The sequence below is a fragment of the Sphingobium anseongense genome, from assembly GCF_037725245.1.
In the GTDB taxonomy this organism is placed as follows: Bacteria; Pseudomonadota; Alphaproteobacteria; order Sphingomonadales; family Sphingomonadaceae; genus Sphingobium.
On sequence record NZ_JBBJUL010000015.1, the window covers coordinates 17,967 to 43,300 of the forward strand.

Sequence of the window (25,334 nt, forward strand, 5' to 3'; positions counted from 1 at the left end):
AGGGAGGGGGCATCGAACCCCCTCCCTCGCAGTCTCTTCTCTCTGTGTGTCGTGGCATTTTGGCATGGGTGCGCGCCGGCTTTCAAGGATCACGGTCCCCCCAATTTGCTGCGCAAATCGGTTCCCCCGCCGCCCGCTGGCGCGGCCGCTTCGCGGTCCCTGACAGCCATCGCCGGAGCCCATGCCCTGTTTCTCCCGTCACCAACGAGAAGGAGAACCGGATGCACATCAAATTGTTTAGAGCATTGAAAGCGGCTAATCTGTCTGACGATGCCGCAGCAGAAGTGGTTGAGGCTATCGAGGAGTACATCGCAGTGAAGGTTCAGGAGGCGAACAAAGGGCTTGAGAGTAAGCTCACCGCGCAGACCTGGGTAATCGGCTCTGTCGGGTTCGTCCTGGCCGTCATTGGCCTCGCACCGGCTTTCGTCAAACTCTTCCAGTGAAGCAATAAGGGAGGCTCCAGCCTCCCTTTTTTTGCAGACCGCCCCTAACATAGCCGGTTAGCGAAGGCATTCCTTCACTGCCGCGTTGATCGTATCAACATGGACTGGTGTAGGCGTGCCGCTTTTCATCTTCCAGACAGTAAAGCCGCCGGGCATAGGTTTTCCCTTCAACTCAGTTTGCTTACCCTCGCTAATAAAGCGGGTAAGTAACTTCGTTTTGTTATCCTCTTGAATATCGAATAGTTTGCGCGCGACCGCATCTGTTAAAAGATGGCTTCCCTTCGTATCTAGGCAATAGACCATGCCTTTCTTCCAAACGATGAAATCCGGATAGAAGTTTGCCGTGTCACCTGCAGAAAGAAGTGGAATGTGAAAACCTCCTGCGGACGGATTGCGATGCCAAGGCAAGCCAGCATCATCAAGGGCAGTAGCAAATGGCAGCTCGAACTTATTAAGACCTGTATAGCGCGGATAGAGAGAGTTAGAGAACGCTGTGCCCTTCTTGCCTACTCGCATCGTCCCGAAAGTAAACGGCATGCCGCTTTCATAAACCAACTCTGAAAGGGAGTAGAAGGCTTCTGTCGCTTCGACTGACAGCTTCTCTGAGAGCTTGTCCGCTTTGCTTTGTGCCTGCACTCGCACGTCGAATTTAGAATCGTGGAGATCCGATACCGCAAGTACCCTGGCCGAGCGCGATTTCATTGCAGTGCTCACCAGCCAACGCAACCGAACGGGGTTAGTAGTCCCCCCGTCCTGCCATTGCACCGACTGAGGAGCGCCAGCGCCGATCACATCGATAACCGTGGAGGCACCTTTGGCTCCGGCCACAGTGTTTGCATCGCCTTCGGCAAAAGCGGGAAAGTCCTCAATAAGGTCTGCAATGCGTGCGCGAGCCGCTTCGGAGTCAACGAAGATATGGTGGAGTGCTATGCCTTCTAGATCTCGTGGCTCTTGATCCTCGGAGCCAGGTCCAGCCCCACCGAAATTTCCCGTTATAGAAAGGGGGGCACCTTCAGCCTTGAGCTTGGCTTTCACCTTCTCAATTGTGTCAGTGAAAACGCTCTCTCGGTCGACCCGCACGAAGAAGTGCGCCGTATTTAGAACGGGGTCATCATAATGTGTGGCGTCGAACTGACGGAGAACACGCCCCATAATTTGTTCGACTTGGATCGTAGAACCCATGCTTTTGTCGATATAGGCGAGGTAGCAAGCGGGATCATCCCACCCCTCTTGTAGGCCTAGATTGAATATGATGTGCTGATAATCACCAGCGGTAAATTGGTCGAAGTCGTTCTCACCCTTTGAGAAGAGATTGACGTTATCGGGTTTCGTGCCCGGATCGAAAGCTAGATTGGCATAAATAGCAATTTTTTCGGGTGAAACACCCTGCTGTTCGACAAGATAACGCCAGATTCTGATAGGGGGGGCTTCCCGCTTTACGAATGGCAAAGAGGGATCATCTCTTGATCCGTCATCAGCGATATTAGTTTTGCAAACGTAAATAGCTTTCGGGCGAATCTGTAGCTTTGCTTGTTCGACCGCATTTTCTATCAGATTCAGACGCTCGAATAGCTCATCTATCGAGCGATCCATGGCCGCGGTTGTGCCGTCAAACTGCAGCGCGAGCTTGACGAGCTGGGCTTTCACCACCTTCTCACTGTCGACTATCGTCGTAATGAAAAGCTCGGGTTCGATATCGCCCTGCTCTGTGGTGGCATGCAATTTATTGAATTCATCGTTCTGTTCGGATTCTTCAACCCACAGCTTGATAGGGTTGACCACCGACTTAGTGAAGTTTGCGGGCAGGCGGAGAGTAGCGCTTGCCAACAAATAAGCATCAGGTTGGAGTTCCGAGAGAATTTCGGCCTGCTGCTCGGACAGATTATGACCTTCATCATAAACGATGATAAGCGGCCGTCGTCCCTCGCCGCCAGGGCGTGAAATCAACCGCTCCCACGGGCTTTCATCGCCAAACGTGTCTTTATCACGCTTGTAGATATGAAGATTGCCTTCAGCCTGTTCTTTGTTGTTAAACAAGCCGGTCGTGGTTGTTATAAGCAGCGGCGTGTTCGGGTCGTTGATTAGGGCGGGTGTTATGTTCCCGATCGGAACTACCCGGAACCCGTCGACTAGATGGCTATATTTGCCCCCTTCCGTGAAATTTGTGAGCGTTTGCCCTACCACGGATCGGGCTTTGGACATCCAGAGGACGATGGGCTCAGCGTGTAGATGCGCGCGCAGACGAGTAACCGCGTCGGCCAAAATCGGCGTTTTTCCCGCGCCGGTAAGAGCGGAAAGCGCTTGGAAGAACGGTCGCGGTTGATTGCCCTTCCGCGGGCGGTCGGGATGATTGGAGTAGAAGGCAAATCGGTCTGTGATCGATTTAGCGGCAGCGGTTTGAAATACCTTGAGATCAATCATCTTCGTCGGTCGCATTCGAGTAAGCGTCAGCACGAGCGTTGAAGCCGATATGCTCCAAAACTCGATCTGGTATTTTGTAAAACTCGACCCCTGCCCCCGTGTATGGCGCAACAGAAGCGTAGATGTGATATCGCTCGGCTAGGCTTGCCGCAGCAGCTTCTGCTACGATCGCTTTGAGTGCTTCGCGGTTCAGCACCGATGGCGTGTCGGGGCTATCCCATATGAGAAAGAAGCCTTCGCGTTTTGGGTTGGTGGCAAAAAGGTATCTGTGCTGACCGATAGTGCAGCGGTGGAGATAGGAGCGAGCCTTTTCCGCCTTATCCCAATAGCTATTCAGCAGGAGATCGATCATCTCTTCCCGCGCTAGAGCATTTACTGCATCGGCATCGATCTTCTCACGCTTCAGCTGTATGAAGCGGAATCCCCCTCCCATGCCCGGCTGTGAGCCTGACGCCCAATCACCTGACACGACCCGCCGGATACGTTCGGCAGTGAGCGTCTTCGCGTAGTGGTCCTTCTTTTCACTGTTGCCTTGTTCAATCAGGATAAACCGGCGCGTCGCGCCGGTTTCGTGATTTAGATTGAGCACGGCATGGCCTGTTGTTCCGGAGCCAGCGAACGGATCTAGGATAAGGCCTCCATCAGGACACCAGAGCTGGATGATTTTAGAGATCAGCTTGAGCGGCTTCACCGTAGTAAAGCCGTGATTTGGTCCGACGATCGCGGTAAGCTCGCTAACACCGTCGTTCGTTCGTCCAGACTCTTTATAGCCCCAAGAGGTAGCTTCGAGGTTGACGGGGTAGCCAGTCTCTTCCTCTGCCCAATAGGTGACTGGCACTTTGCCACGCTTGATGGCCTCTAGGTACGTTTTAACCCGTGGTCGGCCCTGGCCGTCACGTCCAAACCAAACAAAAGGCCATTCAGGTTTCGCCAGTCTCGCTGCGGCCTTCTTTGCCACGACGGCGGGCACTTTGTTTGGGGCCGCTCCCTTCACCATGAGCGCGGGAGCGCGACCGTCGCCCAAGTCGCGTTCCTCGTAGGTCGCGCCCCATTCCTGCAACCAACCTTTGATGTTCCGCTTCGGATGACGCCAAGCCCCATTGCCCGCAGGGTAATGGACCTCGCCCGTAAACGGCGATTGTATGCCGTACTCGTCCTTTGGCGATGGGCTGCTGGCCGTCAGATTGCCTTCGCGCCAAAGCCCCTGAGAGTCGTCATCGATATTGCTGTAACGCTTATTGTCCTGTTCGGTTCTGGCGGTCGTAAGTGTTCGGGCTTTCGCGAGATCCTTGGCATAGACCAAGACATACTCGGTTGAAGTTGACACGTGTGATTTATCTGACCGAGACGCTGCAGTCTTCTGCCAATTGATGATTCCTAGGCGGTTGTCCTCCCCAAAAATCTCATCCATCAGCATGCCGAGCCGGTAGATTTCTCGATTGTCGATGCAGATGGCCATGACCCCGCCTGCGCGTAGCATCTCCTTCATCATCCAGATGCGAGGCGTCATGAATTTGAGCCACTTACTGTGGCGAGATCCATCATCTTCGGCTACCAAATCACCGAGATCGGGATCGTTTGGGTCTTTGTCCCATTTGTCGTTATATCTGAAATCTGATCCGGTGTTATACGGTGGATCAGTCAGCACTAGGTCAACCTTGCCGCGATGGCGGTAGAGACTGACCATCGTGGATAGGTTCTCCCCGTCCCAGATTTCGTTTTCGCACTGAGCTTCCTCGTTCCCACAGGAGAGCTTTTTGGAAATGCTGCTAAGTTTGGGTTTAACAAGGCGCGTTATCTGCCAGGGGGCTGTCCGCCCCGAGTAGTTCATCACAATGCCGTCTTTGCCCGCTTGTTGAAGCGCCTCATCATGCTCTTGGAGCAAGCGGATCAGTGCAGAGCGGGGCAATTCATCGTAATTCATGAAAAAGCGCAGGTCCTAGATTCGTATTTGGCATCGGCTGTCGCATAGCATGCCAGATCGGATCAAAGAGGACCTGCGCTTTTCGCTTCCCCCCCCACCAGCCTGTTGCCCGCTCAGCTAATGCGCCACGACATAAGCGAACATTGTGGCAACGTCCACCTAGCTCTCCCGTGTCGGAAATATCTAGCATGGCATATCCGACACAGGTATGTGTACTTTTCGCCTGACAACAAAACGGTGGTTTTGTTGACAGACAACCGGGGGCTTCCCCGCTTGCTGATAAAGCGAGGAAACGCCGCGTTTGTGCAGTGCAGCAAATAGGCCGATTTTCAACGTGACAACCAAATAAAAATCTCTCTGCATTAAGTTGACAGTTCTTCGCCTCTCTCTATTGTCAATTCGGTACAAATGGAGAACGGCGTATGAAACTCGGATATGCCCGTGTCAGCACCGGCGAGCAAAACTTGGCCCTGCAGATCGATGCCCTTCGCGCTGCTGGCGCGGAGCGGATTTTTGAGGACAAGGGGGTCAGCGGCTCGACCGTGTTCAAGCCGGCATATGGAGACATGCTCCGCCACGCTCGCGCTGGCGATGAGATTATGGTTTGGCGTCTCGATCGCCTCGGCCGCTCTCTCCCTAGCCTAATCATCGAACTGGAGATGTTGGGAAGCCTAGGAGTGGGCTTCAGCTCCCTCACTGAACAGATCGAGACGGTGACACCGGCAGGCCGATTGTTCTTCCATATGGTTGGGGCGTTCGCACAATTTGAGCGAGACGTGATCCGCGAGCGCACCAACGCCGGACTTCAATCAGCGCGCCGTGCCGGCAAGAAGCTAGGCCGTCCTGTGTCGATCACCGACGATCAATGGAGGCAGGCTAAGTCGCTGCTGGCGGAGCCGCACAAGATGAGCGTGGTGGCGGTTGCCGAGCTGCTGAACGTCACCCGCCAAGCCATCTACAAGCGGCTGAGCGCCGAGAAGGCGGCCGTGCCCGTTGAAGCTTGATTGGGTGCCTCCCCTCCCCTGCCCTGCCCTTTCCTTCGAGCGCAACACACAGGATTGCCACCTTCCCTATTCGCGGGCCTGGCCTGTGATGAGAGCGCGAGCAAGCATGTCCCCTCGCGCCGTCGCTGCTGATTGACGCACCTGGGCGTCTCCCCTTGCCTCATGCGGGGTCGGCCTTCGGCCTCAAGCAGAAAACCGCCGCTTCGTGCCTACGGTTTCCGCAAGCGGACCCTCCGTTTTTCAGCTTGCCCGCGTCAAGGGGGCCGCCCCTCCAAAGTGCGTCAGCAACGACAGCACGAAGGAATGGACATGCAAAACATCGCTGAATTTCGCATCATCGGCCGCATCGGCAGCACGGAGATCAAGGAAAAGGTGGCAACACTGGACGTTGCAGCGAACTACGGCCGCAAGGTTGGCAATGATTGGGAGGATGACACCCACTGGAACCGCGTCACCTGCTTCGGCAAGAACATCGACCGCGCCGCCAAGATGGCTAAGGGCGACCTGGTGCACATCACTGGCCGCGTCCGCCAGTCCCGCTATGATCGCGACGGCCAAACGGTTTACAGCGTCGACCTGATCGTTGACCGCATGGCAGTGATCGCCAAGAATGGCCGCCCTGCTGACGACGATCGCGACGAAGATTGAAGCCAAGGCGGGCGGCGCAGCGCGCCGCCCTTCCCTTCCATGGGTAATCGGGAATTTAGGAGGCGCTTGTGCCGGATCATGTGAAGGGAACTGGACGACCGGCGCGGATCGAGGCCGCAGTTGCCCTAGTCGATCGGGCGATATGTCTGGCCGAAAGTGAGGGCAGGCTAGGTGCCGCGTTCGCCGGCGACTTGGACAAAGCCGTTCGTTCGGTTCGCGAGGAAATCAAGGGTGACTTCGCTGCCGAGGCTCGCCTTTCCTAGTGATTTACATGTAATTTACATGCCTGCAAATTACATGTAAAAGAATGCCATAGCTTTTACAAACCTGCATAATGCAGTCCTGTGCATGAAAGGGCTTTGCATGGCTTTCCTGTTCAAGTATGTTCGAGGAATGCCTTTGCTGCCCAATGCAGCTAAAGGGCGGTTGAGACATGCAAAGGAAAGCAAATGGCAGTTATCGCCTTGGCATCCCCGAAAGGAGGTTGCGGCAAGTCCACAACGGCGATCGCCCTGGCCGGCGCGTATGCCGAGCAGGGATATTCAGTCCGGATCATAGACGCGGACCCTCGCCAGCGCGTCATGCGATGGGGTGAAGCGGGGCAGACCGGACCACAGATTGGCGTTGTCAGCGCGAAGGCCGACACGATCGTTTCGACAATCCGCGCGGCCGAGAGCGAAGCGCAGATCGTAATCGTCGACGTGGAGGGAAGCGCGAACATGGTCGTTCCGCTCGCCATCGCCCACGCCAATTTCGTCATCATCCCGGCCAACCCGTCGGCCGCCGATGTGGAGGATGCCATAGCGACGGTTCGCGTCGTTTTGGATACGCCAAGCAAGCACGGGCGCAGCGTTCCGCATGGGTTGCTATGGACTCGCGTTTCGACGGGCTTCCAGTCGCGCGAGTTTGCCGCGTTGGCCGGACAATTGGCTGAGGCCGGCGTGCCGGTCATCGGTCAGCTCGTGGAGCGCACCGCGTACAAGAGCCTGTTTTCCTATTGCACCACCCTCGACCAGCTTCCCCGCGATGAGGTGCCTGGCACCGACAAGGCGAGGGCGGAAGGGACGGCGCTGGCAAATGCCGTTGCCGACGCGATTCTAGCCGATCAGGAGAAAGCCGCATGAACGAGCCACAGAAGCCGCAGAGGCGCAATCTCAGCTTGCCCTTGGCATCGGTGCGTAGCGTGGAGCCTGACGCCTCTACGGGCCACGACAGCGCCAAGGAGACGGCGCAGCGGCACGGGTTCGACAATGTACCAATGCCGGCAAGCGAGGTGGACCGCTTGAGGGCCAACCAAACGAGCGAACCTCCGCGCCGTAAACGCGGGGCAGGGCGGTCCATGCCGTTCTCTGTGAAGCTCGCGCCGGCGACGATGGAATATATCTACGAGGTGGCGAACTCGCGTGACATTCCCCTGGCGCAGGTAATCGAAGAGCTTGTCGACGCGCATCGAGCGGCTGCGAGTTAATGCAGGTGCTAACGATAATTAGCGAAGACGGGGAGGGGAGGGCGGACCTTTGACAAGGCGGGCGAGGCCGTTGGCTGGAACCAACGACCCCGCCCTAATCACAACCGCAAAATGGAGTTTGCGAATCATGACTGACAGCACCCTATCGAATCCGGTCCCGGCGAGCGATGCAGCTTGGGCAGATGCGCTCGGTGAATACCGGGCTGCGGCGTCGCGGTTTCACGCCGAGGTCGCGCGTGCCGCTGCAACTGGCGAGGACATTGACCAGGCCGCGGCAGACGCGCACGCATTCGCAGCCGTCGCCCTTATCGGGACGCCCGCGACCCGTGTGGTGCAGATCGGGCAAAAGATCAGGGCGGCCGACAATCTGGTGAACCTGGGCCAACTCTATCCCAACCTGGCCGAGATCCTTTTGACCGACGTGCTTGGCTTGATCGGGATCGAGGATAGCGAGGGGAGGCTGTTGCCGCATCGGCTTCACTGAGGCGAAAGCGGCCAGTACGATGTGCTGGCCGCGCTTCTCCGGTGGACCCACACTCAGGCGATTACGGCTTAGTGCTGTTGCAGCCAATGGCCGATAGGATCATGACCGTCAGGCGCGCCAGCGTCTATCGGCTCGCTGATCCTTCCTCGTCACCACGGCGCCCGTCTGTGGTGAGGGCGCAGGCTGACGGAGAAGAACATGACCGCATCGACCATCATTGCCGCCATTCCGACCGGCTTCATCATCGTCGCCGGCATCGTCGTGTTGATCCTGGCCGTTCGCTTTCGAGGCCCCATGTCGATCGCCTTCGCGGGCCTGTGCCTTCTCGGGACTTGGAACGCCGGGGACGCGCAGCCCCTCCTTGCCGCTGTCATGGGTATCGCGCTTTACGGCGTCCTGGCCCTCATCGGTAACGTGTTCGGCGGTCGCGGCGAGCTGGATAGCGGAGCGCCAGCAGGAGGCTATGACTATGCCGCCGAGCAGGCCCGCCTTGCCAGCGAGTATCACCGCCGCGACCGGGAAAGCCGCTTCTAGTCTCCGGACAATCCTCCGATAGCAACTACCACTTTGGCGGCGCCATGCTTGGCAATGGCCGCCGCGATCGTGCGAGCTTCGGCGCGATCCATGTCGGGAATCTTGACCCGCTCCAGTGCTGACAGAAGGACGGGACGCCCCGCATCGCGCAGGGCTTCCTCCGCCTCCTTCTCGCGCTGCACGATCGCCGCTAGGGCCGCCTCAGCCTTGATACGCTCTTGCTTGATGCTTTCGAGGGCAGGGGACTTAGCCATGAGTTTGATTCCTTCCATGGAGTGAGTGAGATCGACGGAGGCGGCGTCTTGCGAGGCTCGTCTGCTCGGACACCGCACCTCCCTTTAGCTGAGGATCAGCGACGCGAGAGCGACAGCCAAGCCGAGGAGCGAGAGGATCAAAGCCCGCATGTGCTAATACGTGATATTCAAGAGCCGCGCCTTGCTCGCCTCATCTGTGGCGGCGCGGATTATAGCCCTGTCTCGGCTATTGAGCCACGCGCAGTAGATCGCCACGAGCGAGAAAACCACGGCCAGGATGTGCATAGCGTCCGCCCTCGTTTTAAGACAAAGCCGGACTGTTCTATTCCTGTCGGCCGGATTGTCCAGACGGCTTGAGACGCGTTGGATGGTGAAAACCCAAATCCAAATGACGCGCGGTGAAGCCGCTCATTTCTCCGTGTTCGGATCAGGCTGACGCTGGTCTGCCTTGGTGGCAGTACGGGGCGGTCCGGCAATGCCTTCCCTCCCGTCCACGTAATTTGGTTTTGCTTGAGGGGATTGAAGACGAGTGGTAGGGGATAACGAGAAGATGAAGTTCGCAGGATAGCCCGACTGATCGCATTGTCTGACGCAATGCAATCCTTTGGGCACCGCTGCACGGGGCTGGAATGTCGAGAATTACGCTGCGCCTTGAGGACGACGTTACGGATCTAGTGGACGTGCTGGCGAAGGCAGCAGGCATGACCCGCAGTGCTTGGATCGCGCGCGCCATCAAGGATGCGCTCGGTCGTCGGCCTGATGAGGTCCGCGATCTGCCCACGAGTGGAGGGGCATCAAAGACGCTCGCCCTTCGACTTCCTGCCGACGAAATGGACGCGATCGATATGGTCGCCGCCAAGGCAGGGATGACCCGATCGCAGTGGGTCAAGCGGACGCTCCGGTGGCAACTCTGGACACGCGCGGGCGAGCTGCGCCTTGTGCCGAGCAGCTATCGCTCCATCATGAAGATCGTCGCCCAGGTTCGCGCCATCGGCTATTCGCTCAATCAGGCAGTGAAAGCGATGAACGCTGCCAACCGTCCGGAAAGCCCGCTGCTGATCGAGCAGGTTGCGCCTCATGTCATCGCCATGGAAGGCCGGCTTTCCGAAACGATCAGGGAGGCAAACTCCACTCTTACCGCGATCGTCTCGGGTGAGGTCGACTACTGGACGGGCAGGGACAGGGCCGCCTCCACAACCAGCGAGATCGCGTCGTGAATGGGTTCGAGTTCTCCGATCAGACCCTAGAGGATTTGGAGCGCGTTCAAGGTGCGCGCGGGGCAGGGCGGGGCAAGGTCGACCATCGCGGCAACCGTGCCTTGGCCCGTGATCTTGGCACCATGATGCAGGTTCCGCTTCGCCCCAGCTCCGGCGTTGGCCGGCATGGGTCGGAGGCCCGAGGCGAGCGCAGCGCGCGTGCGATCGAGCAGCTTGGGCGCACAACGAAGCGTGCGCCTCAAGTCGTCGTGAAGATCACGAGCCGCATTCACGGTGCGGCCAGCACCGTTGGCGCCTTCACCTACGCCGGTCGCATCGGCATGTCCGATCAGGAGCCTATCGGTATCGAGACGAGTGAGGGCAAGGAGCTGATGAGCGCGCACGATATGATGCTCCTGGCGCGCGAATGGCAGCAGTGGGAAACGGCTGACGAGGCTCGCAGGAATGGTGCAACAGCCATCGCAATGGTGTTCTCGATGCCCCCCGGGACTGACCCCGAGAAGGTGCGCGAGGCCGTCCGCGATTTCGCTGAAACTGACCTCTCGAACCGCCGCTGGGTGATGGCGCTGCATACGGACGAAGCGCACCCCCATGTTCATCTCATCATCGCTGGCCGCGACAATGATGGACGGCGGTTCAACCCCAACCGGGAGTTCCTTCAGCAGTGCCGCGAGCGCTTCGCGGAGAACCTTCGGGATCGTGGCGTTGAGGCGGACGCTACGATGCGGATCGCGCGCGGCTACCCGCCCAAGCAAGATCCAACGCCTGTTCTCAAGATGCGCGAGCGCGGCGCGGAGCCCGACGCGGACAAGGGGCGGGTAGCTGTCATCGCCGGGCAATCGCCCGATGCCGGGGAGCGGCTTGGCGAGCGCGAGAGAGAGCGGAGCAAGACAGTCGCGAACCATGCTGCCGTGCGCGAAATCTATACGCGGGCGGCTTCCGAATTGGAGGCTCATGGCGGCGCGGCCGAGGCCGACCGGGCTAAGGCGCTTCGCTCTTTTGTGGATGCCATGCCGGCGCCGGCGAGCGCGCGAGCGGAGATCATCGAGCGTCTGAGAACGGGCAATGCGCTACCGAAGGAATATGCTCCGGATCGCGAGCTTGAGCGGCTGAAGGCTCGCGTCCAGCAGCGGGACGCCGAGCATCGGGCGGCGGCGCTGGACCGGATCGAACGCGCAACCGGAAAGATCAAATCTGTTTCGGCCGAGTTGAATGCCGGCGACAAGAAGGCCGGGGCAGGGGAGGGCGAACCGACCGTCTTTGATCGCATTCGCGCGAAGTCGGCCGAGCTGACCAACAGCAACGCGCCGCCCGATCTTGCACCCGATCGGACCCTGGCCGGTGCCACAGAGCGGCTACAAGCCATGCAGCGGAAATTGGATCAGACCATCAAGGATCGCGTGCAGAACAAGGATCGGGATCGCTCCCAGGATCGCAGTCGTGACCCTGATAGGGAAGGGCCGACGCGGTGAGCGACGAGGAACTATTGAGCGCGTTGCTCGACCAGATCGGGACGTTGGCCGAGGGCGTGCAGGCCGTGATGGAAAATCAGCAATCGCTTGCCGCCAAGCTGGACCAGCAGGCGGCCGAGCAGGCCGCCCAGGCCAAGAGCTTGGCGGCGATCGGCGTCGCCGTGGGCATGACCTATCTCGCCTCCGGAACCGACACACCGCTTCCCGTCGACGTGCTGGAAGATCGCGCCTTCGCCTCGTTCCTAGAAAATTATCCGCTGGATGGCCCCCCGATCACGGGCAAGGCAGCGATGGCCGACCATCTTGCGCAACTGGACCAGGTTGAGCCTGCAAGGCTCGCAGCGGGCTTCCGTGACCTTGAGCGTCAAACGCACCTGTCGATGATCGAGCGCATCCGCAACAGGCAGATCGAGCGTATCGCGCGTGATAAGTACGGCGACCTTGAAGCCATAGAAAAAGGGCGCTCCGTTCCCGGGGCGCCCTCTCGTGAGACAGATCGCTAGGCGATCATTCCCGCCTGTATTCGTCCCCGCTGGCCGTCAGATTGCCCGTGGCCTTGTCGATCGCGACGGACACATAGCCGAATCCGGTAGGGGCTTGCAGAAGGCCGTCATGCAAAGTGGCCGGTAGGTTTTTGGTGCGGATTTTGCCCGTCATGCTCGGCGCTGTCTCGCGGATCAGAAAGCTCTCGCCGTTTCGTTCGATCGTCAGCGATCGTTTCTCGTTCTTTGTGCTGATCCACTTGCCGACATATTCCTCGCCGGCCTGGCCGCCGCACCCTGCCAGCAGCATCAGCACCATGAGGGCTGATCCGCAAACACCTTTCATCATCGATCTAGATCCCGTGCCGTTTTTTCTGCCGCTGCGCGATTCTGGTCGCGCGTCTCATCCCGGCGCTGCTCGACCTCGCGCACTCGCGGCGCTCGCACTTCGCCACCGCGCTCTAGGGTCTGTGCAACCGCTTCTCGAGCCGCAACCTTCATGCGGGCCGCCTCCGGGGTTGCGTGCCCATATTTCTTGTCGATCGCCGCTTCCATGGCGGCGACCTGTTTGGCGCCGGGGTTTGTGCTCTTATCCTGTAAACGCTCCGCCTGCGTCATCTGCCTGAAATCGGCCGCAACCTGGCGGTCGCGATCCTGACGGGCAAGATCGCGCGTTCCGTTTGATCGCTCGCTAGGCTTGCTGCCCGCAGCCTGCTCGGTTCTGTCGTCAGCCATTATCCCTTAGCTCCTTTCAAAAAGGCCAAAGCCTCGCTGTCTCCGCTGTTGTCGTCCTCATGGGCCGTAGATGCGTTTTCCGGGCTTGCAGCGGCTTCCGCCCCGTCCACGTCCTCAATCGCGCTGTGCGCGCTCGCAGCGGCATTCGCGGCCGCCTCAGAAGGCGACCCTTCCCGAGCCGCCAGTTCGTCAAAGTCGATGCCGGCGAAGTCGGCCGACAAGCCTAGCGCAGCGAAGAACGCCGCCGCCTTATGCGGATCTCCATCGGCGGGCAGCTCATCGAAGGGGAAGCCCACCAAACGCGCAAAATCGACGCCGCTTTCCGCCTCCGCATCGGACATTTCAGGGGACTCGATGTTCTCTATGAGTGCCAGCGAACGCCTTGCGATCGAGGGATCGAGCGGCCGCGGCTTGATAGAGGGCGGGGCAACGCTCGACGCCTTCGCCATCCACTTATCCTTATAGTAGCGGATTTTCCCGCCCTTCAACGGGGGGATGCCGGCGCGCAGCACGATCACGTCGTCCTGCGAGAGCAGAAGCAGCTCTTGCGGCAGCATCAGAGGGCGACGCTGATCCGAGGTGGACACCGATCCCTCAAAGGCATCCCAAACCCGCTTGGAGCGGGATTTCGCCTCATAGGTGTAGTTGCCGAGGCGCTCGGATAGCTCCTTCGCCACATCGACATGCTTGGGCGTGAAAACCAGCTCGACGCCGCAGTTCTGGACAATCTCGCTCGTCACGTCAGGGCCGTACACGTCGCGCAACTGCGCCCGCGCCTGAATGACCGGCAGCAAACGAATGCCGTAGCCGGCGACGTAGCTGAACCCCGAGGCGATCACGCTGGCGCGGCCGAGGCGCGCGAACTCATCGAGCAGCAACAGCAGCTTGAGCGGATGCTTGCCGGCCTTTTCGTCCGGCAGCTCGCGCACATTCAGGTCGATGAGCTGTTGGAACAGCAGATTGTAAATGTCCGAAACGCGTTCGATGTTGTCGGGGGAAACGCCGAGGTAGAGCGAGATCGGGCGCGATCGGAACTCGCGTAGGTCGAAATCCGATTCCGACGTGGCCGCGTCGACATAGGGATTGATCCAAAGATTGATTTTGGCCGACACGGACTGGCGAATGCCGGTGAACGTGTTGGCCGAGCTGGAGATCCAGTCATTCAGCGCTGATATGCAGGCCTCCGACAAGGGATCGCCCGCCGCCTGCCTGTCCTTGATGATCTTCGGGAAACGCTCTTTCGCATCGCCGGCGCTGAAGTTGCGATAAACCTCGCCCATGGTGAAGGGAAGGGCGGGAGTTGCCGCGATATAGGCCGCGACGCCGATGAACGCGGTGCGAGCGCTGTCCATCCAGAAGCTTTCACCGTTCGCTGGCGGCGGCCAAAGCATCGCGGCAATCTTCTGCAGCTCGTCAATGACCTCCACCGGGTCGGTGCGCCTGATATGGGCGAACGGATTATAGCGCGCCGTGCGGCCTTGAGGATCGAGCGGATCGAACATCAGCACTTGATGACCCAAGCTCTTGCGCCAACCCGCCGATTTCTCCCAATTCTCCTGCTTTACGTCGAGGACGACGACTGAATCCGACCACGCCAGCAGATTTGGAATGACGACGCCGACGCCCTTACCGGCGCGTGTCGGCGCTTCTAGCAAGACATGCTCTGTGCCGCTGAACTGGACAAACTCTGTACCGAACAGGCCCTTTCTGCGCGTTCCAAGCAGCAGGCCTTCACCGTCGAGCAGGCCCGCACTTTTGGCCTCGTTTCGATTGGCCCAGCGCGCCGCTCCATGGAGCGTCTGACGCTTGTTGATGTAGATAAAGGCGGCGCCGATCGCGCCGACCGCCGCGACACCGCCGACGCCCTTCAAGAGCCAGCCCATCACAAATGGATTGTCGCGGTAGAACCAGAAATATTCCGGCATCCTGGCTATATTCAGGTCAGTCCGGAATTGCCCCATGCCGATGATTGCCACCAGGCCGCCGAGGACGAAGATCACGATGAGCGCAAACACACCGTAGATAGCTATATTACGCCGGTTCATGTCCGCTCCCTACATGCCGGCTAATTCCGGCTCGAAATGGATTTCAGTGACGCGGAACTTGCCGTCGACCTTCTTGCATTGGACAACGACGTCGACCAGCATGTGCAGAAGGTCGAGAATGTCCGCTCGCGATAGGTCGCGACCTCCTTCCGATTCTTTTACCAGCAACGACAATTGCTGAAACGCCAGCGCGGCCGAGTCCGCGTGAACTGTCGTGATCGATCCAGGGTGGCCGCTGTTCACGTTCCGAAGATAGAAAAAGGCCGTCCCGTCGCGCAGCTCCTGCAACAAGATACGATCAGGCCGCATTCGCAATGCCGCTTCCAGCAGATGCTTTGCCCCAACCTGCGCCTGTCCCTGGCCGTCCTTGGAGTAGAGCAGATGCACCGCGTTGCGATGGGGAACGATCAGCTCGCGCGTGTCCTCGATCGTCAGCAACCGCTCTTCATCTGGAATGAGCTTAATCAGCGCCTTCGATAACGTCGTCTTGCCCGATCCCGTCGCGCCGGAGATCATGATATTCTTGCGCGACTTTACCGCCAATTCCAGAAACCCAGGCCAGTCCCCCTTTGTCTTGAGGGCAACCAATTCCGCGTCGGCGGCCGAGCTGCGTCCGCGCGCGATCTTGGTTTCAGCGAACAAGCCGCCCGCGTGCAGCTCGTCCAGTCCGAACGTCTTGGTCGAAGGCTTACGGATCGTGATGGAATATAAGCCCAGGTCGCAGGCCGGGGGCGCGACAATCTGCACACGCTCACCCGTGGGAAGGCTTGTCGAGCAGATTGGCGTTGTCTGCCCGACCTTTTGCTTTGTATAGTTCGCCATCGATGTTGCCAGCGTTTCGAGCCACTCGATCGACAGCTTTTCGTCGTTCACCCACTCCCAACCGCTGCGCCCTTCCACGCCAATCTCAAAAGGCTTGTTGATGACGACTTCGGTAACGGCGTCGGCATCGAGCAGAGCGCGAAGCGGCTGCAGATGGTGGACCAAGATTGCCTGATCGAACATCAGCGGCGCAGCCTCAGTGAATAGACCTTGCTGAAATCCACGTCGCGAGCGACCATGATCGTCATTTCCTTGCCTTGCGCGGCGCGAAGACGCGGTCTGATCCGTGCGGCATCCTGCACTGCGATACCTGCAGCCTGGTTCGGCGTATTGAAGACCTGATCGGCCCCCGAGACTTCATTGCTGATCGCATCGCCGGCATCGCCAACGATCGACAGCAGCAAGGCAGCGCCGAATCTTTGCCAGAAGAAGGTATCGACCTTGCCGCCCATGCCCGCGCGGCCGAGTTGATCGGCCGCAGGCGAACCGAGGCTGACAGAAACGCCTGATGGTGTGATGGCTCGATTCCACAGAACGAAAATCCGGTTCTGGCCTCTAGAAAACCCGCCCTGATACTCGCCCAGCACGCGCGTTCCCTTTTCCATCAGGATCACACTGCCATTCATCGACCATATGTCTTGCGGGACGAGGCAGCTCGCCAGGCCCGGCTGAGTGGAATCCATCGCGGTTTGCAACACGCACGGAATCTGCATCCCTGCTGTGATGAGGAAATTGCGATTGGACAGCCGCCCAGCATTGACCCGCTCAATGTCCATGCCGTTCAACTGGCGCGCGAGATTGTTCGGCTCTTTTGCGCTAGGCCCGTTTTCGCCGCTTTCCTCACCATTGCCGCCAACCCGAAGGTTGCTGAACGGCCCATTGTTGCCGGTCACGGCTCCCAGCGGCCCAGCGCCAGCACTCACCGCCATAATCGGCGCGCGCCGCATAGCATCTTGTCGCGCCTGTTCCTTCGCGATGGCTGCCATGCGCTCCTGGCGCATCTTCTCAAGCCGTTCCGCTGTGGGATCGGCGGCGGCTTGCCCTTGCCCCGGCGCGGGAACGGTTACGCCGCCCGCCGACAGGTCCTCGCCGTCCATGATCGGATTGCCAAAGGGGTCCACACCGACTTGCTTCGCAGCCTTATCGCTGCGCACCACGACCGCAGCGGCTTCCCGGGCCGACTTCTCGGCCGACGCGTCGTCATCAAGGCGGAACGTACTATCCGAGGGCGTTTTGTTGGCCTTCTCGGATTGCGTCGCCATGGAATAGACCATGAAGCCGACGAACGCCGCGCCCACCGCAGCGGCGCCCATTGCGCCTTTTCCCATCGACTGCAGGCGACCGCGGGGATTGAATGCCTTGCGATCGAAGTCGGGGGTTGTGCTGTTGGCATCCTTGAGAGCGTCGTCGGAAACTTCGCTATCATCGTAGGTGAGCCGACTTTTCGCTTCACCGAAGTTCAGGCTCTTCTTGTCGTCGCCATCATCGGCGCTGTTTTGAATATCGCTCATTTCGACTGGCTCCCCTCCACGCTGCGCTCAACCTCTGGCGAGGCGGTCCCAGATGAATTGTCAGGTCCGTAGCGGTCATAGGCATCGTTCCAGATGCAGCTCAGCGACTTGCCGCGTCGCAGGCGGAATTCGCGTGCGACCTGATGCACCACGAGAAATTCGCCGCGAACATCATAGGGAACGACCGCTTCCGAACCGTCCGGCAAGACGGTGAAGATCGCCGGAAGCTGCTGGTTTCGAGGAAACCGCATGATGGTGAACTGGCCGTTGTCGGAGATCTCCGAAGGCGCGAGATCGGACGAACCGGCAATCTGATAGGCAAGATTGCGCCTGCCCTGGACCGCAGCGGCCTCCAATGCCACTTTGACGCCGCCCGCTTCGACCATGAGCATTTGCAACTGGATCTGCTGCACCTTCGCTTGCTGCGCCGCCGCCGCTTCCTCTGCCGGGTAGCGGAAGCGCACCACGAATTGAGCGTCCGTCCCCGGTGCGATTGCACCGCTGCGCGCCGAGAGCGCAAATGTGTAGGTGCGGACCGTGCCGCCCCGGCGCGTGACGACAATCAGATTGGTGGCTGGCGCGCGCTCGCGCGGCTTGATGAACAGAATGTTCTCAGCCGGCGCGACTTCCCAACTCACCGTGTCGCCCAGAGCGACGCTCGAAATCGTCTCGCCTGCGCCGAATACGATTTGGGACGCCGCGCGGAACACGCCGTTGACCCGCACAACCTCATCCGCATCATAGTTGATGTAGCGAATGCGGCTGTCCTGATTGCCAGCGCGCGGGATTTCCTCCGCGAACACCGGACTTCCGGCCACGATGGCGGCGAGGGCGCCGCCCACAAGAATCCTGCGAACCCCGATCATGACGCAATCTCCGGGTCTGCGCGGTAGCTGATGACCTGAAAACCAAGCGGATTGTTCAGCCGCCCCGCTTCAGTCGTCGGCTTGTCCACGTATTTGAAATTGATGGTGGCGACCCAATGGCTCAGCTCGTCGGGCGCGTTGCCAGGCCTCATCACGGACTTGGTGAAGCGCACTTGCGCCACGCGATCATTGATGAAGGTAATGCCCCTGACAGCCGCCGAGATTACCTCGCCGTTCTGATAATTGACTATCGGGCTGTTCGGATTGGTCGCCCGCCGCTGGCCGGCGAACTTTTCCTGCTCTTGCGGGATCGAGAGCGCATAGACGCGCGCCTGCGTCTCACGCGCCGAGACTTCGGCCCAGCCCTCGCGGTTGCGAACATATTCCGAGAGGAAGAACTTGTTCACCGCCTCGTCGGCCGTGATGTTGCGGGTGTTGGTAAGCCGCGTCACCACATCGATTCCGCCTGTCTGGCGATCGACGCGGATCACATACGGTTCCACTGACCGCAGCGGCATGGCGACATGCCACCCCAGCATGGCGAGCCCGAAGGCAACGCCGCTGGCGCCGACGATATAGGCCAACCGTTTTTGCTTGTTGGCCTCGCTCACCCGATCAAAATCCCAGCCTTTTGCATCCGAGAAATACTTGTCGAGGTCGCTCTTCTTTTTGACTCCGAGGCTCATGGTCAGCAGCTCCTAAACGCGGTTTGCGGGGAGATCGGATCACGCCCCATAGAGAGCGGCCGACCAACCGGCGCAGGCGTGCCATTGCGCGGCGCTGGCGGGGGAGCCGTCAGATCGGGGACGGGCACGGCTTCTGGTGCCGGTTCCGCATCCTTGCCAAAGACCATCACCTCAGCACCGCCGCCCTCGCGCGGCGCTGGCGCTGCGCTCACGTCGGCTTGCGAGAAGATCGAGCCGTATGGATTGGCATTCCGCGCGCTTCCGCGACTGCAATGCTTGGGAGGATTCCCACCCTCCGAAGTGGTGGCACAGGCTGCTAGAGCGCAGCTTGCCACTCCAACGAAGAGAATCCTTCCCCATCGGCGCGGGGACGGCGCGCCGTGATGACACTTCATCATGAGTTTTCCTCCTATCGATTGCCCGGTCTGGACGATGCACCGGGCATCGAGGTTCGACCGGAAGATGCTTGAGCTTGTGCGATGAAGCTGGCGCGCGCCGCCGTCTGACGATCGAGGCTTCGACCGGCAGCATTGCCGATCGCGCCCGCTGCCCGGCGAGGGGCGCCTAGCGACGAGTTCATGATTCTGCGTTGCAGGGTCGCCGGGTAGATCGCGGACAGGAAGCCCGCGCCCGAAGATCCGCCGCCACCGGCGAACGAACCGATCGACTGCGCTTGCATGATGATGAAGCCGCCGACGAGGACCGCCACGAGTTGCAGCATCATCGCGGCCAGGGCCGTCCACGTATCCCCGCCGTCGCCGGCACCGACAGAATTGGGTATGCTGTTGACCAGCGCGACGACGAACAGGAGCGCGATCGCCACCGCCGCCGTTTGAATCGCATAGTTCAAAACCGCACCGAGCCAGCTAAAGAACAGGCCGGACGAGGCCGGAAAGATGAGCGCGCCGACGAATATCGGCATCGTCGCGATCGTGACGAATAGGCCGAACTTGATGAACAGCACGATCGTCATAGCGATCGCCGCGATGATGTACGCGAGCAGCATGATGAGGATGACCATCAGACCCGTGGCAAGGTTGGGGATCGTGACAGGGAAAAAGCTGCTGGCCTCTACCCAAGGCTCCATCGAATTATGGATGGTTAGCGCAGGCTCGACGGCATTCTTTACGAAGGCGTCGAAGGATGCCGACAGAGCGCCGCCGCCAAGGGCAGAAGCGAGCTGATCGGGAGCGGCCTGTGCCGATGCGGCAATGTCTGCCGCGATGGACGATGTTGCCGCCAGAATGACGAGATAGCATTTCAGCCAAGTGCCGAGGTAATTGCCGAACGGTTCATTCGACACGCCGCGCATGACGGCGAAGCCCACGATTACCAGATTGATCGCCATGGCCGTTTGTAGCGGCGCGGAAACGAGGCCCACGACAGCGGCATACTTACCAGCAAGCGTCCCGGTAATTTGGCCTTCTAGCATGGTGTAGATTGCATCGAGCATGGATCACCTACTTCCCGTTCCAGGTCGGCCAGATCGAACCGGATTTCAGGTTCTTCTCTGTCCTGTCCCGGTCGCGCTCGAACTGCTCGCGAGCGGTCTGCTGGATCGCGACAGCGGCATTCCCGCAGTTGCTGCCCGCGTCACCGTTGCTCTGGCAGCGAGCGGCCTTCTCGCGCGCCTCGGTCAAATGCTTCTTGTAGTATTCGACGGACTTGGCTTCCTCACCGCAGCCGGCAAGCGGAAGCGCCGCACACATCATCATCATGAGACACTTCCGCATTGCCTGCCCTCCTTACTGGCCGCTCCAAGTCGGCCAGAGCGATCCGTCCTCGATGTTCTGTTGCGTGCGGCGCTGCGACGCCGCGAAGTCCGACGAGGACCGCAGCGCGGCAGTGGCGCGCGCCGCTTCCTGTGCCGCCTGCAACTGGAGAAGGCGGTTATTCACCTGAGCATTTTCGATGACCGCGCGCGCTGCAATGTCCTGAGACTGGCGCGCTGTGGTGGAGGTCGCGAGACCATCGCTCAGTTGCTTGAGGCCGTCGCCAGTGGCCGCCGTGGCTTCCAGCATATATTCGCTATAGGCCTGATCGCGCGCGCCGCGTGTTGCCGCGCCGGTCAGAATGTCCTGGGGGTTGCCGAAGCCACCGGCGATGCCATCGAGCGAAAAATCGCTCACATCCATGATCGACTGCGCCCGATTGCCGATCGCGCCCAGGTCTTGAAGGTTGCCGGAGATCAGGTTGATTGAATCCTGAATGCCGTCCGGCAAAGCCGTCTGCAGAATCTGCGATTGCAGCGATTGCGCCACATTCGAGATTTCCGACAGGCTGTTCATGGTGGTGTAGAGCTTTTTGGCCTCATTCAACTGGTTCAGAGTGTTCTTGGCCGTCTGCAATGCTTGCGCGATCGACTTAACGTCGACCACCGCCATTTGCGCGTTCGCGCTCCCCGCCATCCCGAAGGTCGCGGCCGCAAGGAGCGCCGCCCTGATAATCTGCTTTCTCATATCAGTTACTCCATTCCCTACGCCCCGCCGAGCGCCATTGGCGCTTGAACTCGGGCAGCCAATTTTCGGGATCATCCCCGAACTCTGCGCGCAGCTTGTCGAGCAACGCGACAGTTCCTTGCCGGCCCGAAAGGACCGCCAATTCGTCGTCCATGCCGTTGAGGTCCAATTCGACCACCACGGAATCATGGCCCTGTTTGATGAGGAAACGCCGACTTTCCGGCGACAGATCGACCTTGATAAGCCGGAACTCGGCTTCAGTAAGGTTCAACCCATCAATGTAATCGCGCGCCTGCGCATTGGGGTTTGGCAGAAGGATTTTCGTGGGGCACTGCTCAATGATCGTCTCGGCAATGTCCGAGCGAAGCGCGTCTGCCGGCGACTGCGTTCCGAACATCATGATCGCATTGCGCTTACGGTAGGTTTTCAAGCCGTCCCGCGCGAACTGGCGGAACGCGGGATCGCCCAACGCTTTCCAGAACTCGTCAATGTCGATGATGACCGGCCCTCCGTCCACGATGTCATCGAGCCGGTGGAACAGGTAGGACATGAGCGGCGGGCGGATCGCATCGTTCTCGAGGAAATCCGTCATGTCGAACCCCATCAAGCGGGCATCGAGGCGCAGCGTGTCGTCCTCGTTATCGAAGACCCACCCAAACTCGCCGGTCCTCGTCCACCGATCCAAGCGCGCTCCCACGCCCGTTTCGCTCGTCTGATCGAGTTGCGAGCGGACAGCCGCAAGGGACCGCAATGCCTTGGGCAAGCGGAACACGGCTTCAAGCGCCTGGCTCACCTGATACAGCTCTTGCGGCGACAGCTCGCCGCTTTCGGGAGCGACGAGCTGTCGGAGCCACGACTTCAGGAAGTCCCGGTTTCTCGGGTTATCGTCCAGCGCCTTCAACGGCGCAAAGCCCGATGGCTGGCCGTTGCGCAAAGCGAGATACGTGCCGCCCGCAGCCCGAACAAAGATTTCCGCACCGCGGTCCTTGTCGATGAAGGCCATGCGCGCGCCCAGCTTTTCAGCCTGTGAAAGAAAGAAATTCTGGATGACCGTTTTACCGCCGCCAGAAGGGCCGAGGATCAGCGTATGACCCACATCGCCATAGTGGAAATTGAAGTAGTAGGGAGAATTGGCCGTCGTCTTGAGCAGCGCGACCGCCTTGCCCCAATGGTTGCCCTCCGCCTGACCCACTGGATACGTGTGGATCGGCGCCAGCGCGCCGAAATTGCGCGAGGTGAGGGCCGCAGGCCGCGTCCGCCATGCGAAGTTGCCCGGCAGCATCGACCAGTAGGCCGCTTCTAGCGCGAGATCTTCACGGGCGGCGACGATGCCGCTTTCCGAGAGCGCCGCGCGCGCGACACTCATATTTTCCGCAAGGATCTTCGGCGTCTCGCCAAAGACCGACAGCGCTAGGTGATGTTCGCCCAGGACGAAGCGGTTCGACTGCAGATCGTCCATCGCTTCGCTAAGCTGATCCTGCTGGCTGAAAGCCACATCGTCGGTCGCGCTTAGTTGCGCGCGCTTCCGCCGCGCCGTTTCCATGCCCATTTGCTTGCCGAGGAAGGCGAAGCCCTGACCAAGCACGAACTCGAACTTGGAATCTAACAGCGCATTGAGCTGGCCCGGAAACGTGCGCGCAGCATGTTCGCGCACTGCCAGGACGCCACCGAAGCGAGAGCCACCCGGCTCCCTGACTTCAAACAGCTCTTGTCCGAAAATGACCCGATCCGAATAGATCGCGCGGCCGAGGTGCCCGCGCACCAGCGGGACGCGGCGCTTGTCGGCCGTCATGATCCGCTGCATCAATTCCATCGGCTCACTGAACTGCAGCCCGTTGAACTCGTAGATACCGAGCATCCGGGGGCCGACCCGCGCCATGAGCTTTTTCACGTCGCGCAGAATGTCATTGAAGGTTTCGAGAATGTCGTCTTCGGCCTCAGCGGCCGACGATTTGGAGAATATCGAGAACACCGACGAGGCCGCCTTGTCAGCCACACCGACCGCAGGCCGGTAGATCACTGTTAGGTAAAGCTCATTCACGAACAGCCGCTTTGCCAGAATGCGGCTCCTGTAGGCCGCATCGAGATCACGAGCGAAATCCGAGGTGAACTCACCGTCCGGATAACCCCTCTCGATACGCCTTACCGTATGCACCATGACCGCCACGCGCTCATGTGCGATCGTGCGCCAAGCGGTATTCAGCTTTTCGTGCCAGTCGTTGATGGTGGCAATATCGGCCGTCTCGAACGACATGCCCTCAAGTGCGAAAACGGCCATATACTCGCCGTTGTCCAAAGCAACGACATGCTCGTTTACATGGCGCGCAAAGGGCAGATATTGCGATGCATCGCGCTCCTGCTTGATAGCTGGCTTGCGGTTAAACACGGTTGAATCCTTTCCGCTTAACGCCAGCCACCGGAAGCGGGGAATAGCTGGAACCGCCCCAAATCATCTTGTTCGGTGCCGGAGCCTTGGTCCGCCCGAACAGGAAGATGATTTTGAACATGTTGTAGTCAGTGCGAACGATGAGCCTGGCCGCGCCCAGCAAGCCGCCGCCGATCGCCAGCGCCCATATCGGGTTGCCAACGACCATCAGGACGAACACCGAGGCCATGCCGATCGCAAGCGTCGCTTCTACCGGCACGCCGAACCAGAGCGTCGGGCGCGTCAGCGCAAGGAACAACGGATCTTCGGTAAGATACTCTGGTTCCGACACTCAAAACCTCTCTTTGCCGCTGGGCGGCTTTCTACGTGAGCAATGCGGTGATCGACCCCGCGCACAGCACGACGGCCAAACCCGCAGCCCACAGCGCCAAGGTCTGCCTGTCGCCGTGCCCGGCCATGAAGAAATAGCCGATGATGACGAGCGCAAGCGTTCCGAACGCCGCGCCCGCCGCCACCATTTTCCCGGTTATCTCAGTGGCTTTTGCCGAGGCGGAGGCGACTTGCGTCGCCCCCGGCGCGGACCATGCCGCTGCGACCAGCGCGGCGATTATTGGGGGACTCCGGCGCATTTACGTCCCGGAGATCGTGTCGACGACCCAACCTGCGCCGAAGACGATGAAGCATCCGACGATGATCGAGCCGAGCAGGCCCTTGTTGCCTGCGCCAAAGAAGAACATGAAACCGGCGATCACGAGCGCGATGGCAGCAAGGCCCTTCGCGATCGGGCCGGTCAGCAGTCCCAAGATGGCGTCGACCATAGACTCGACTTCGGTCTGGTTGGCTGCCTGCGCCCATGCAGGGGCAGGGATCAGGGCCAGGGCGGCACCGGCGAACGCAAAGCTATGCGTCCAACGATCCTTTACGTAACGAGTGAGTTTCATCAGAAAAAACCTCCGCTTAGCAAGATTACTGCTCCAACGACAAAGGTAAGGAACGTGATTAGCGTCCCTCGCCCCGTCATGATGAGAAAGCCCAGCCAAACAACACCGAGCCCTATTGCCGGGGCCACCAACGCCGTCAGTTCATCAAGAACTGCATCCGCAATGGACCCCACGTCCGCATGAGCGGGCGTGACTGCCAGGCCGAGCGAAAGCACGACCGACAATTTCGTGATTAGTTTGAGCGCGCGCATCAGAGCCCGCCCGTCGCTGTTGGAACCGACTGGCGCTGGCGCCATGCCGCCTGCGCGAAAACGTCCCAGGAGGGAGGAGCCGGTGCGGCCATTGCCACGCCGCCCGTTCCCATTTCCGCTGACGCAAGCGTGGCCGTTGCCTGATACGCGTCGCCTCGCTCAACATCGTCAGCCGGCGCCAAGGTGGCGACCGTCCACGGCGTTCCCTCTGGAGGCACGACGGGAGCGCCCTGGCCGTTTGCGAATGCAATGTGCCAGTGGTTCGAGTGGTTACGATCGCC

Annotated in this window: 27 protein-coding genes and 1 pseudogene; 10 read left to right on the top strand and 18 right to left on the bottom strand. The window is 59.9% G+C overall.

Annotated elements, in window-relative coordinates; all coding sequences use genetic code 11:
* Positions 1–221: 221 nt before the first annotated feature.
* Entirely contained in the window at positions 222–443 is a 222-nt protein-coding gene (locus tag WG908_RS15570) for a hypothetical protein (protein ID WP_340187423.1), read from the top strand.
* A 57-nt stretch (positions 444–500) separates the two neighbouring features.
* On the opposite strand, the gene WG908_RS15575 is transcribed toward WG908_RS15570, so the two are convergent.
* Together WG908_RS15575 and WG908_RS15580 are read right to left on the bottom strand one after the other, a co-directional pair.
* Positions 501–2,864, bottom strand: a complete 2,364-nt coding sequence (locus WG908_RS15575; protein WP_340187424.1) for a DEAD/DEAH box helicase family protein — start codon at positions 2,862–2,864, stop codon at positions 501–503.
* On the bottom strand, positions 2,857–4,788 hold the full coding sequence (locus WG908_RS15580) for a site-specific DNA-methyltransferase (RefSeq protein WP_340187425.1): 1,932 nt from the start codon (positions 4,786–4,788) through the stop codon (positions 2,857–2,859). The genes WG908_RS15575 and WG908_RS15580 overlap by 8 nt, the downstream gene beginning before the upstream one ends.
* 422 nt (positions 4,789–5,210) lie before the next feature.
* Here WG908_RS15580 and WG908_RS15585 point away from each other — a divergent pair, with 422 nt between their 5' ends.
* The 6 genes from WG908_RS15585 to WG908_RS15610 all read left to right on the top strand — a co-directional run bounded on the left by WG908_RS15585 (position 5,211) and on the right by WG908_RS15610 (position 8,926).
* Positions 5,211–5,792, top strand: coding sequence for a recombinase family protein (locus tag WG908_RS15585; protein ID WP_340187426.1), 582 nt, complete (start codon positions 5,211–5,213; stop codon positions 5,790–5,792).
* 309 nt (positions 5,793–6,101) lie between these two features.
* The gene (locus WG908_RS15590; RefSeq protein ID WP_340187427.1) at positions 6,102–6,440 is read left to right on the top strand and encodes a single-stranded DNA-binding protein; all 339 of its coding nucleotides are present in this window, start codon (positions 6,102–6,104) and stop codon (positions 6,438–6,440) included.
* 449 nt (positions 6,441–6,889) lie between these two features.
* On the top strand, positions 6,890–7,564 hold the full coding sequence (locus WG908_RS15595; protein WP_340187428.1) for a nucleotide-binding protein: 675 nt from the start codon (positions 6,890–6,892) through the stop codon (positions 7,562–7,564).
* Entirely contained in the window at positions 7,561–7,908 is a 348-nt protein-coding gene (locus WG908_RS15600) for a hypothetical protein (RefSeq protein WP_340187429.1), read from the top strand. The genes WG908_RS15595 and WG908_RS15600 overlap by 4 nt, the downstream gene beginning before the upstream one ends.
* Before the next feature lie 127 nt (positions 7,909–8,035).
* Positions 8,036–8,392, top strand: coding sequence for a hypothetical protein (locus WG908_RS15605; protein ID WP_340187430.1), 357 nt, complete (start codon positions 8,036–8,038; stop codon positions 8,390–8,392).
* A 198-nt stretch (positions 8,393–8,590) separates the two neighbouring features.
* The gene (locus WG908_RS15610; RefSeq protein WP_340187431.1) at positions 8,591–8,926 is read left to right on the top strand and encodes a hypothetical protein; all 336 of its coding nucleotides are present in this window, start codon (positions 8,591–8,593) and stop codon (positions 8,924–8,926) included.
* Here the strand turns inward: WG908_RS15610 and WG908_RS15615 are convergent.
* Positions 8,923–9,180 (bottom strand): hypothetical protein, encoded by a 258-nt coding sequence (locus WG908_RS15615; protein WP_340187432.1) that lies wholly within the window; start codon positions 9,178–9,180, stop codon positions 8,923–8,925. The genes WG908_RS15610 and WG908_RS15615 overlap by 4 nt on opposite strands.
* Positions 9,181–9,809: 629 nt before the next feature.
* On the opposite strand from WG908_RS15615, the gene WG908_RS15620 reads away from it, so the two are divergent.
* From WG908_RS15620 to WG908_RS15630, 3 genes and pseudogenes are all read left to right on the top strand, one after another.
* Positions 9,810–10,397 carry a ribbon-helix-helix domain-containing protein gene (locus WG908_RS15620; protein ID WP_340187433.1) on the top strand — a complete coding sequence of 196 codons (588 nt, stop codon included), beginning with the start codon at positions 9,810–9,812 and terminating at the stop codon, positions 10,395–10,397.
* A 389-nt stretch (positions 10,398–10,786) separates the two neighbouring features.
* Positions 10,787–11,074: pseudogene (locus tag WG908_RS16590) on the top strand (relaxase/mobilization nuclease domain-containing protein); the annotation flags it as partial.
* Between the two features lie 791 nt (positions 11,075–11,865).
* A complete protein-coding gene (locus WG908_RS15630) occupies positions 11,866–12,372 on the top strand; it encodes a hypothetical protein (RefSeq protein ID WP_340187435.1) in 507 nt (168 codons plus the stop codon).
* 4 nt (positions 12,373–12,376) lie between these two features.
* Here WG908_RS15630 and WG908_RS15635 read toward each other — a convergent pair whose 3' ends face one another.
* The 15 genes from WG908_RS15635 to WG908_RS15705 form a co-directional block, all read right to left on the bottom strand.
* Positions 12,377–12,670, bottom strand: coding sequence for a hypothetical protein (locus WG908_RS15635; protein ID WP_340187436.1), 294 nt, complete (start codon positions 12,668–12,670; stop codon positions 12,377–12,379).
* Between the two features lie 26 nt (positions 12,671–12,696).
* Positions 12,697–13,086 carry a hypothetical protein gene (locus tag WG908_RS15640; protein ID WP_340187437.1) on the bottom strand — a complete coding sequence of 130 codons (390 nt, stop codon included), beginning with the start codon at positions 13,084–13,086 and terminating at the stop codon, positions 12,697–12,699.
* Positions 13,086–15,131 carry a type IV secretory system conjugative DNA transfer family protein gene (locus WG908_RS15645; RefSeq protein ID WP_340187438.1) on the bottom strand — a complete coding sequence of 682 codons (2,046 nt, stop codon included), beginning with the start codon at positions 15,129–15,131 and terminating at the stop codon, positions 13,086–13,088. The genes WG908_RS15640 and WG908_RS15645 overlap by 1 nt, the downstream gene beginning before the upstream one ends.
* A 9-nt stretch (positions 15,132–15,140) precedes the next feature.
* Positions 15,141–16,136, bottom strand: coding sequence for a P-type DNA transfer ATPase VirB11 (virB11, locus tag WG908_RS15650; RefSeq protein WP_340187439.1), 996 nt, complete (start codon positions 16,134–16,136; stop codon positions 15,141–15,143).
* On the bottom strand, positions 16,136–17,464 hold the full coding sequence (gene virB10, locus WG908_RS15655) for a type IV secretion system protein VirB10 (protein WP_340187440.1): 1,329 nt from the start codon (positions 17,462–17,464) through the stop codon (positions 16,136–16,138). Before virB10 ends, virB11 begins: the two co-directional genes overlap by 1 nt.
* The gene (gene virB9 / locus WG908_RS15660) at positions 17,461–18,330 is read right to left on the bottom strand and encodes a P-type conjugative transfer protein VirB9 (RefSeq protein ID WP_340187441.1); all 870 of its coding nucleotides are present in this window, start codon (positions 18,328–18,330) and stop codon (positions 17,461–17,463) included. The genes virB10 and virB9 overlap by 4 nt, the downstream gene beginning before the upstream one ends.
* A complete protein-coding gene (locus tag WG908_RS15665) occupies positions 18,327–19,016 on the bottom strand; it encodes a VirB8 family type IV secretion system protein (RefSeq protein WP_340187442.1) in 690 nt (229 codons plus the stop codon). Before WG908_RS15665 ends, virB9 begins: the two co-directional genes overlap by 4 nt.
* Positions 19,017–19,425: 409 nt before the next feature.
* On the bottom strand, positions 19,426–20,469 hold the full coding sequence (locus tag WG908_RS15670; RefSeq protein ID WP_340187443.1) for a type IV secretion system protein: 1,044 nt from the start codon (positions 20,467–20,469) through the stop codon (positions 19,426–19,428).
* A 7-nt stretch (positions 20,470–20,476) separates the two neighbouring features.
* Positions 20,477–20,734 (bottom strand): EexN family lipoprotein, encoded by a 258-nt coding sequence (locus WG908_RS15675; RefSeq protein ID WP_340187444.1) that lies wholly within the window; start codon positions 20,732–20,734, stop codon positions 20,477–20,479.
* Positions 20,735–20,761: 27 nt separating this feature from the next.
* Positions 20,762–21,475, bottom strand: coding sequence for a type IV secretion system protein (locus tag WG908_RS15680; RefSeq protein WP_340187445.1), 714 nt, complete (start codon positions 21,473–21,475; stop codon positions 20,762–20,764).
* A 1-nt stretch (position 21,476) separates the two neighbouring features.
* A complete protein-coding gene (locus WG908_RS15685) occupies positions 21,477–23,861 on the bottom strand; it encodes a VirB4 family type IV secretion/conjugal transfer ATPase (protein WP_340187446.1) in 2,385 nt (794 codons plus the stop codon).
* Positions 23,854–24,159: a VirB3 family type IV secretion system protein gene (locus WG908_RS15690; RefSeq protein WP_221232720.1), complete on the bottom strand. Its 306-nt coding sequence runs from the start codon at positions 24,157–24,159 to the stop codon at positions 23,854–23,856. Before WG908_RS15690 ends, WG908_RS15685 begins: the two co-directional genes overlap by 8 nt.
* A gap of 64 nt (positions 24,160–24,223) precedes the next feature.
* Positions 24,224–24,490: a hypothetical protein gene (locus WG908_RS15695; RefSeq protein ID WP_340187447.1), complete on the bottom strand. Its 267-nt coding sequence runs from the start codon at positions 24,488–24,490 to the stop codon at positions 24,224–24,226.
* Entirely contained in the window at positions 24,491–24,802 is a 312-nt protein-coding gene (locus WG908_RS15700; RefSeq protein WP_340187448.1) for a TrbC/VirB2 family protein, read from the bottom strand.
* A complete protein-coding gene (locus WG908_RS15705) occupies positions 24,802–25,053 on the bottom strand; it encodes a TrbC/VirB2 family protein (protein ID WP_340187449.1) in 252 nt (83 codons plus the stop codon). The genes WG908_RS15700 and WG908_RS15705 overlap by 1 nt, the downstream gene beginning before the upstream one ends.
* Positions 25,054–25,334 lie beyond the last annotated feature (281 nt).

Coding starts and splice junctions, on each gene's coding strand:
- virB11 (WP_340187439.1), bottom strand. CDS start 16,136: ATGTTCGATCAGGCAATCTTGGTCCACCATCTGCAGCCGCTTCGCGCT.
- WG908_RS15665 (WP_340187442.1), bottom strand. CDS start 19,016: ATGAGCCTCGGAGTCAAAAAGAAGAGCGACCTCGACAAGTATTTCTCG.
- WG908_RS15570 (WP_340187423.1), top strand. CDS start 222: ATGCACATCAAATTGTTTAGAGCATTGAAAGCGGCTAATCTGTCTGAC.
- WG908_RS15675 (WP_340187444.1), bottom strand. CDS start 20,734: ATGATGATGATGTGTGCGGCGCTTCCGCTTGCCGGCTGCGGTGAGGAA.
- WG908_RS15590 (WP_340187427.1), top strand. CDS start 6,102: ATGCAAAACATCGCTGAATTTCGCATCATCGGCCGCATCGGCAGCACG.
- WG908_RS15605 (WP_340187430.1), top strand. CDS start 8,036: ATGACTGACAGCACCCTATCGAATCCGGTCCCGGCGAGCGATGCAGCT.
- WG908_RS15670 (WP_340187443.1), bottom strand. CDS start 20,469: ATGCTCGATGCAATCTACACCATGCTAGAAGGCCAAATTACCGGGACG.
- WG908_RS15615 (WP_340187432.1), bottom strand. CDS start 9,180: ATGGCTAAGTCCCCTGCCCTCGAAAGCATCAAGCAAGAGCGTATCAAG.
- WG908_RS15680 (WP_340187445.1), bottom strand. CDS start 21,475: ATGAGAAAGCAGATTATCAGGGCGGCGCTCCTTGCGGCCGCGACCTTC.
- WG908_RS15585 (WP_340187426.1), top strand. CDS start 5,211: ATGAAACTCGGATATGCCCGTGTCAGCACCGGCGAGCAAAACTTGGCC.
- WG908_RS15620 (WP_340187433.1), top strand. CDS start 9,810: ATGTCGAGAATTACGCTGCGCCTTGAGGACGACGTTACGGATCTAGTG.
- WG908_RS15610 (WP_340187431.1), top strand. CDS start 8,591: ATGACCGCATCGACCATCATTGCCGCCATTCCGACCGGCTTCATCATC.
- WG908_RS15600 (WP_340187429.1), top strand. CDS start 7,561: ATGAACGAGCCACAGAAGCCGCAGAGGCGCAATCTCAGCTTGCCCTTG.
- WG908_RS15640 (WP_340187437.1), bottom strand. CDS start 13,086: ATGGCTGACGACAGAACCGAGCAGGCTGCGGGCAGCAAGCCTAGCGAG.
- WG908_RS15705 (WP_340187449.1), bottom strand. CDS start 25,053: ATGCGCGCGCTCAAACTAATCACGAAATTGTCGGTCGTGCTTTCGCTC.
- WG908_RS15645 (WP_340187438.1), bottom strand. CDS start 15,131: ATGAACCGGCGTAATATAGCTATCTACGGTGTGTTTGCGCTCATCGTG.
- WG908_RS15575 (WP_340187424.1), bottom strand. CDS start 2,864: ATGATTGATCTCAAGGTATTTCAAACCGCTGCCGCTAAATCGATCACA.
- WG908_RS15695 (WP_340187447.1), bottom strand. CDS start 24,490: ATGCGCCGGAGTCCCCCAATAATCGCCGCGCTGGTCGCAGCGGCATGG.
- WG908_RS15700 (WP_340187448.1), bottom strand. CDS start 24,802: ATGAAACTCACTCGTTACGTAAAGGATCGTTGGACGCATAGCTTTGCG.
- WG908_RS15595 (WP_340187428.1), top strand. CDS start 6,890: ATGGCAGTTATCGCCTTGGCATCCCCGAAAGGAGGTTGCGGCAAGTCC.
- WG908_RS15580 (WP_340187425.1), bottom strand. CDS start 4,788: ATGAATTACGATGAATTGCCCCGCTCTGCACTGATCCGCTTGCTCCAA.
- virB10 (WP_340187440.1), bottom strand. CDS start 17,464: ATGAGCGATATTCAAAACAGCGCCGATGATGGCGACGACAAGAAGAGC.
- virB9 (WP_340187441.1), bottom strand. CDS start 18,330: ATGATCGGGGTTCGCAGGATTCTTGTGGGCGGCGCCCTCGCCGCCATC.
- WG908_RS15635 (WP_340187436.1), bottom strand. CDS start 12,670: ATGGTGCTGATGCTGCTGGCAGGGTGCGGCGGCCAGGCCGGCGAGGAA.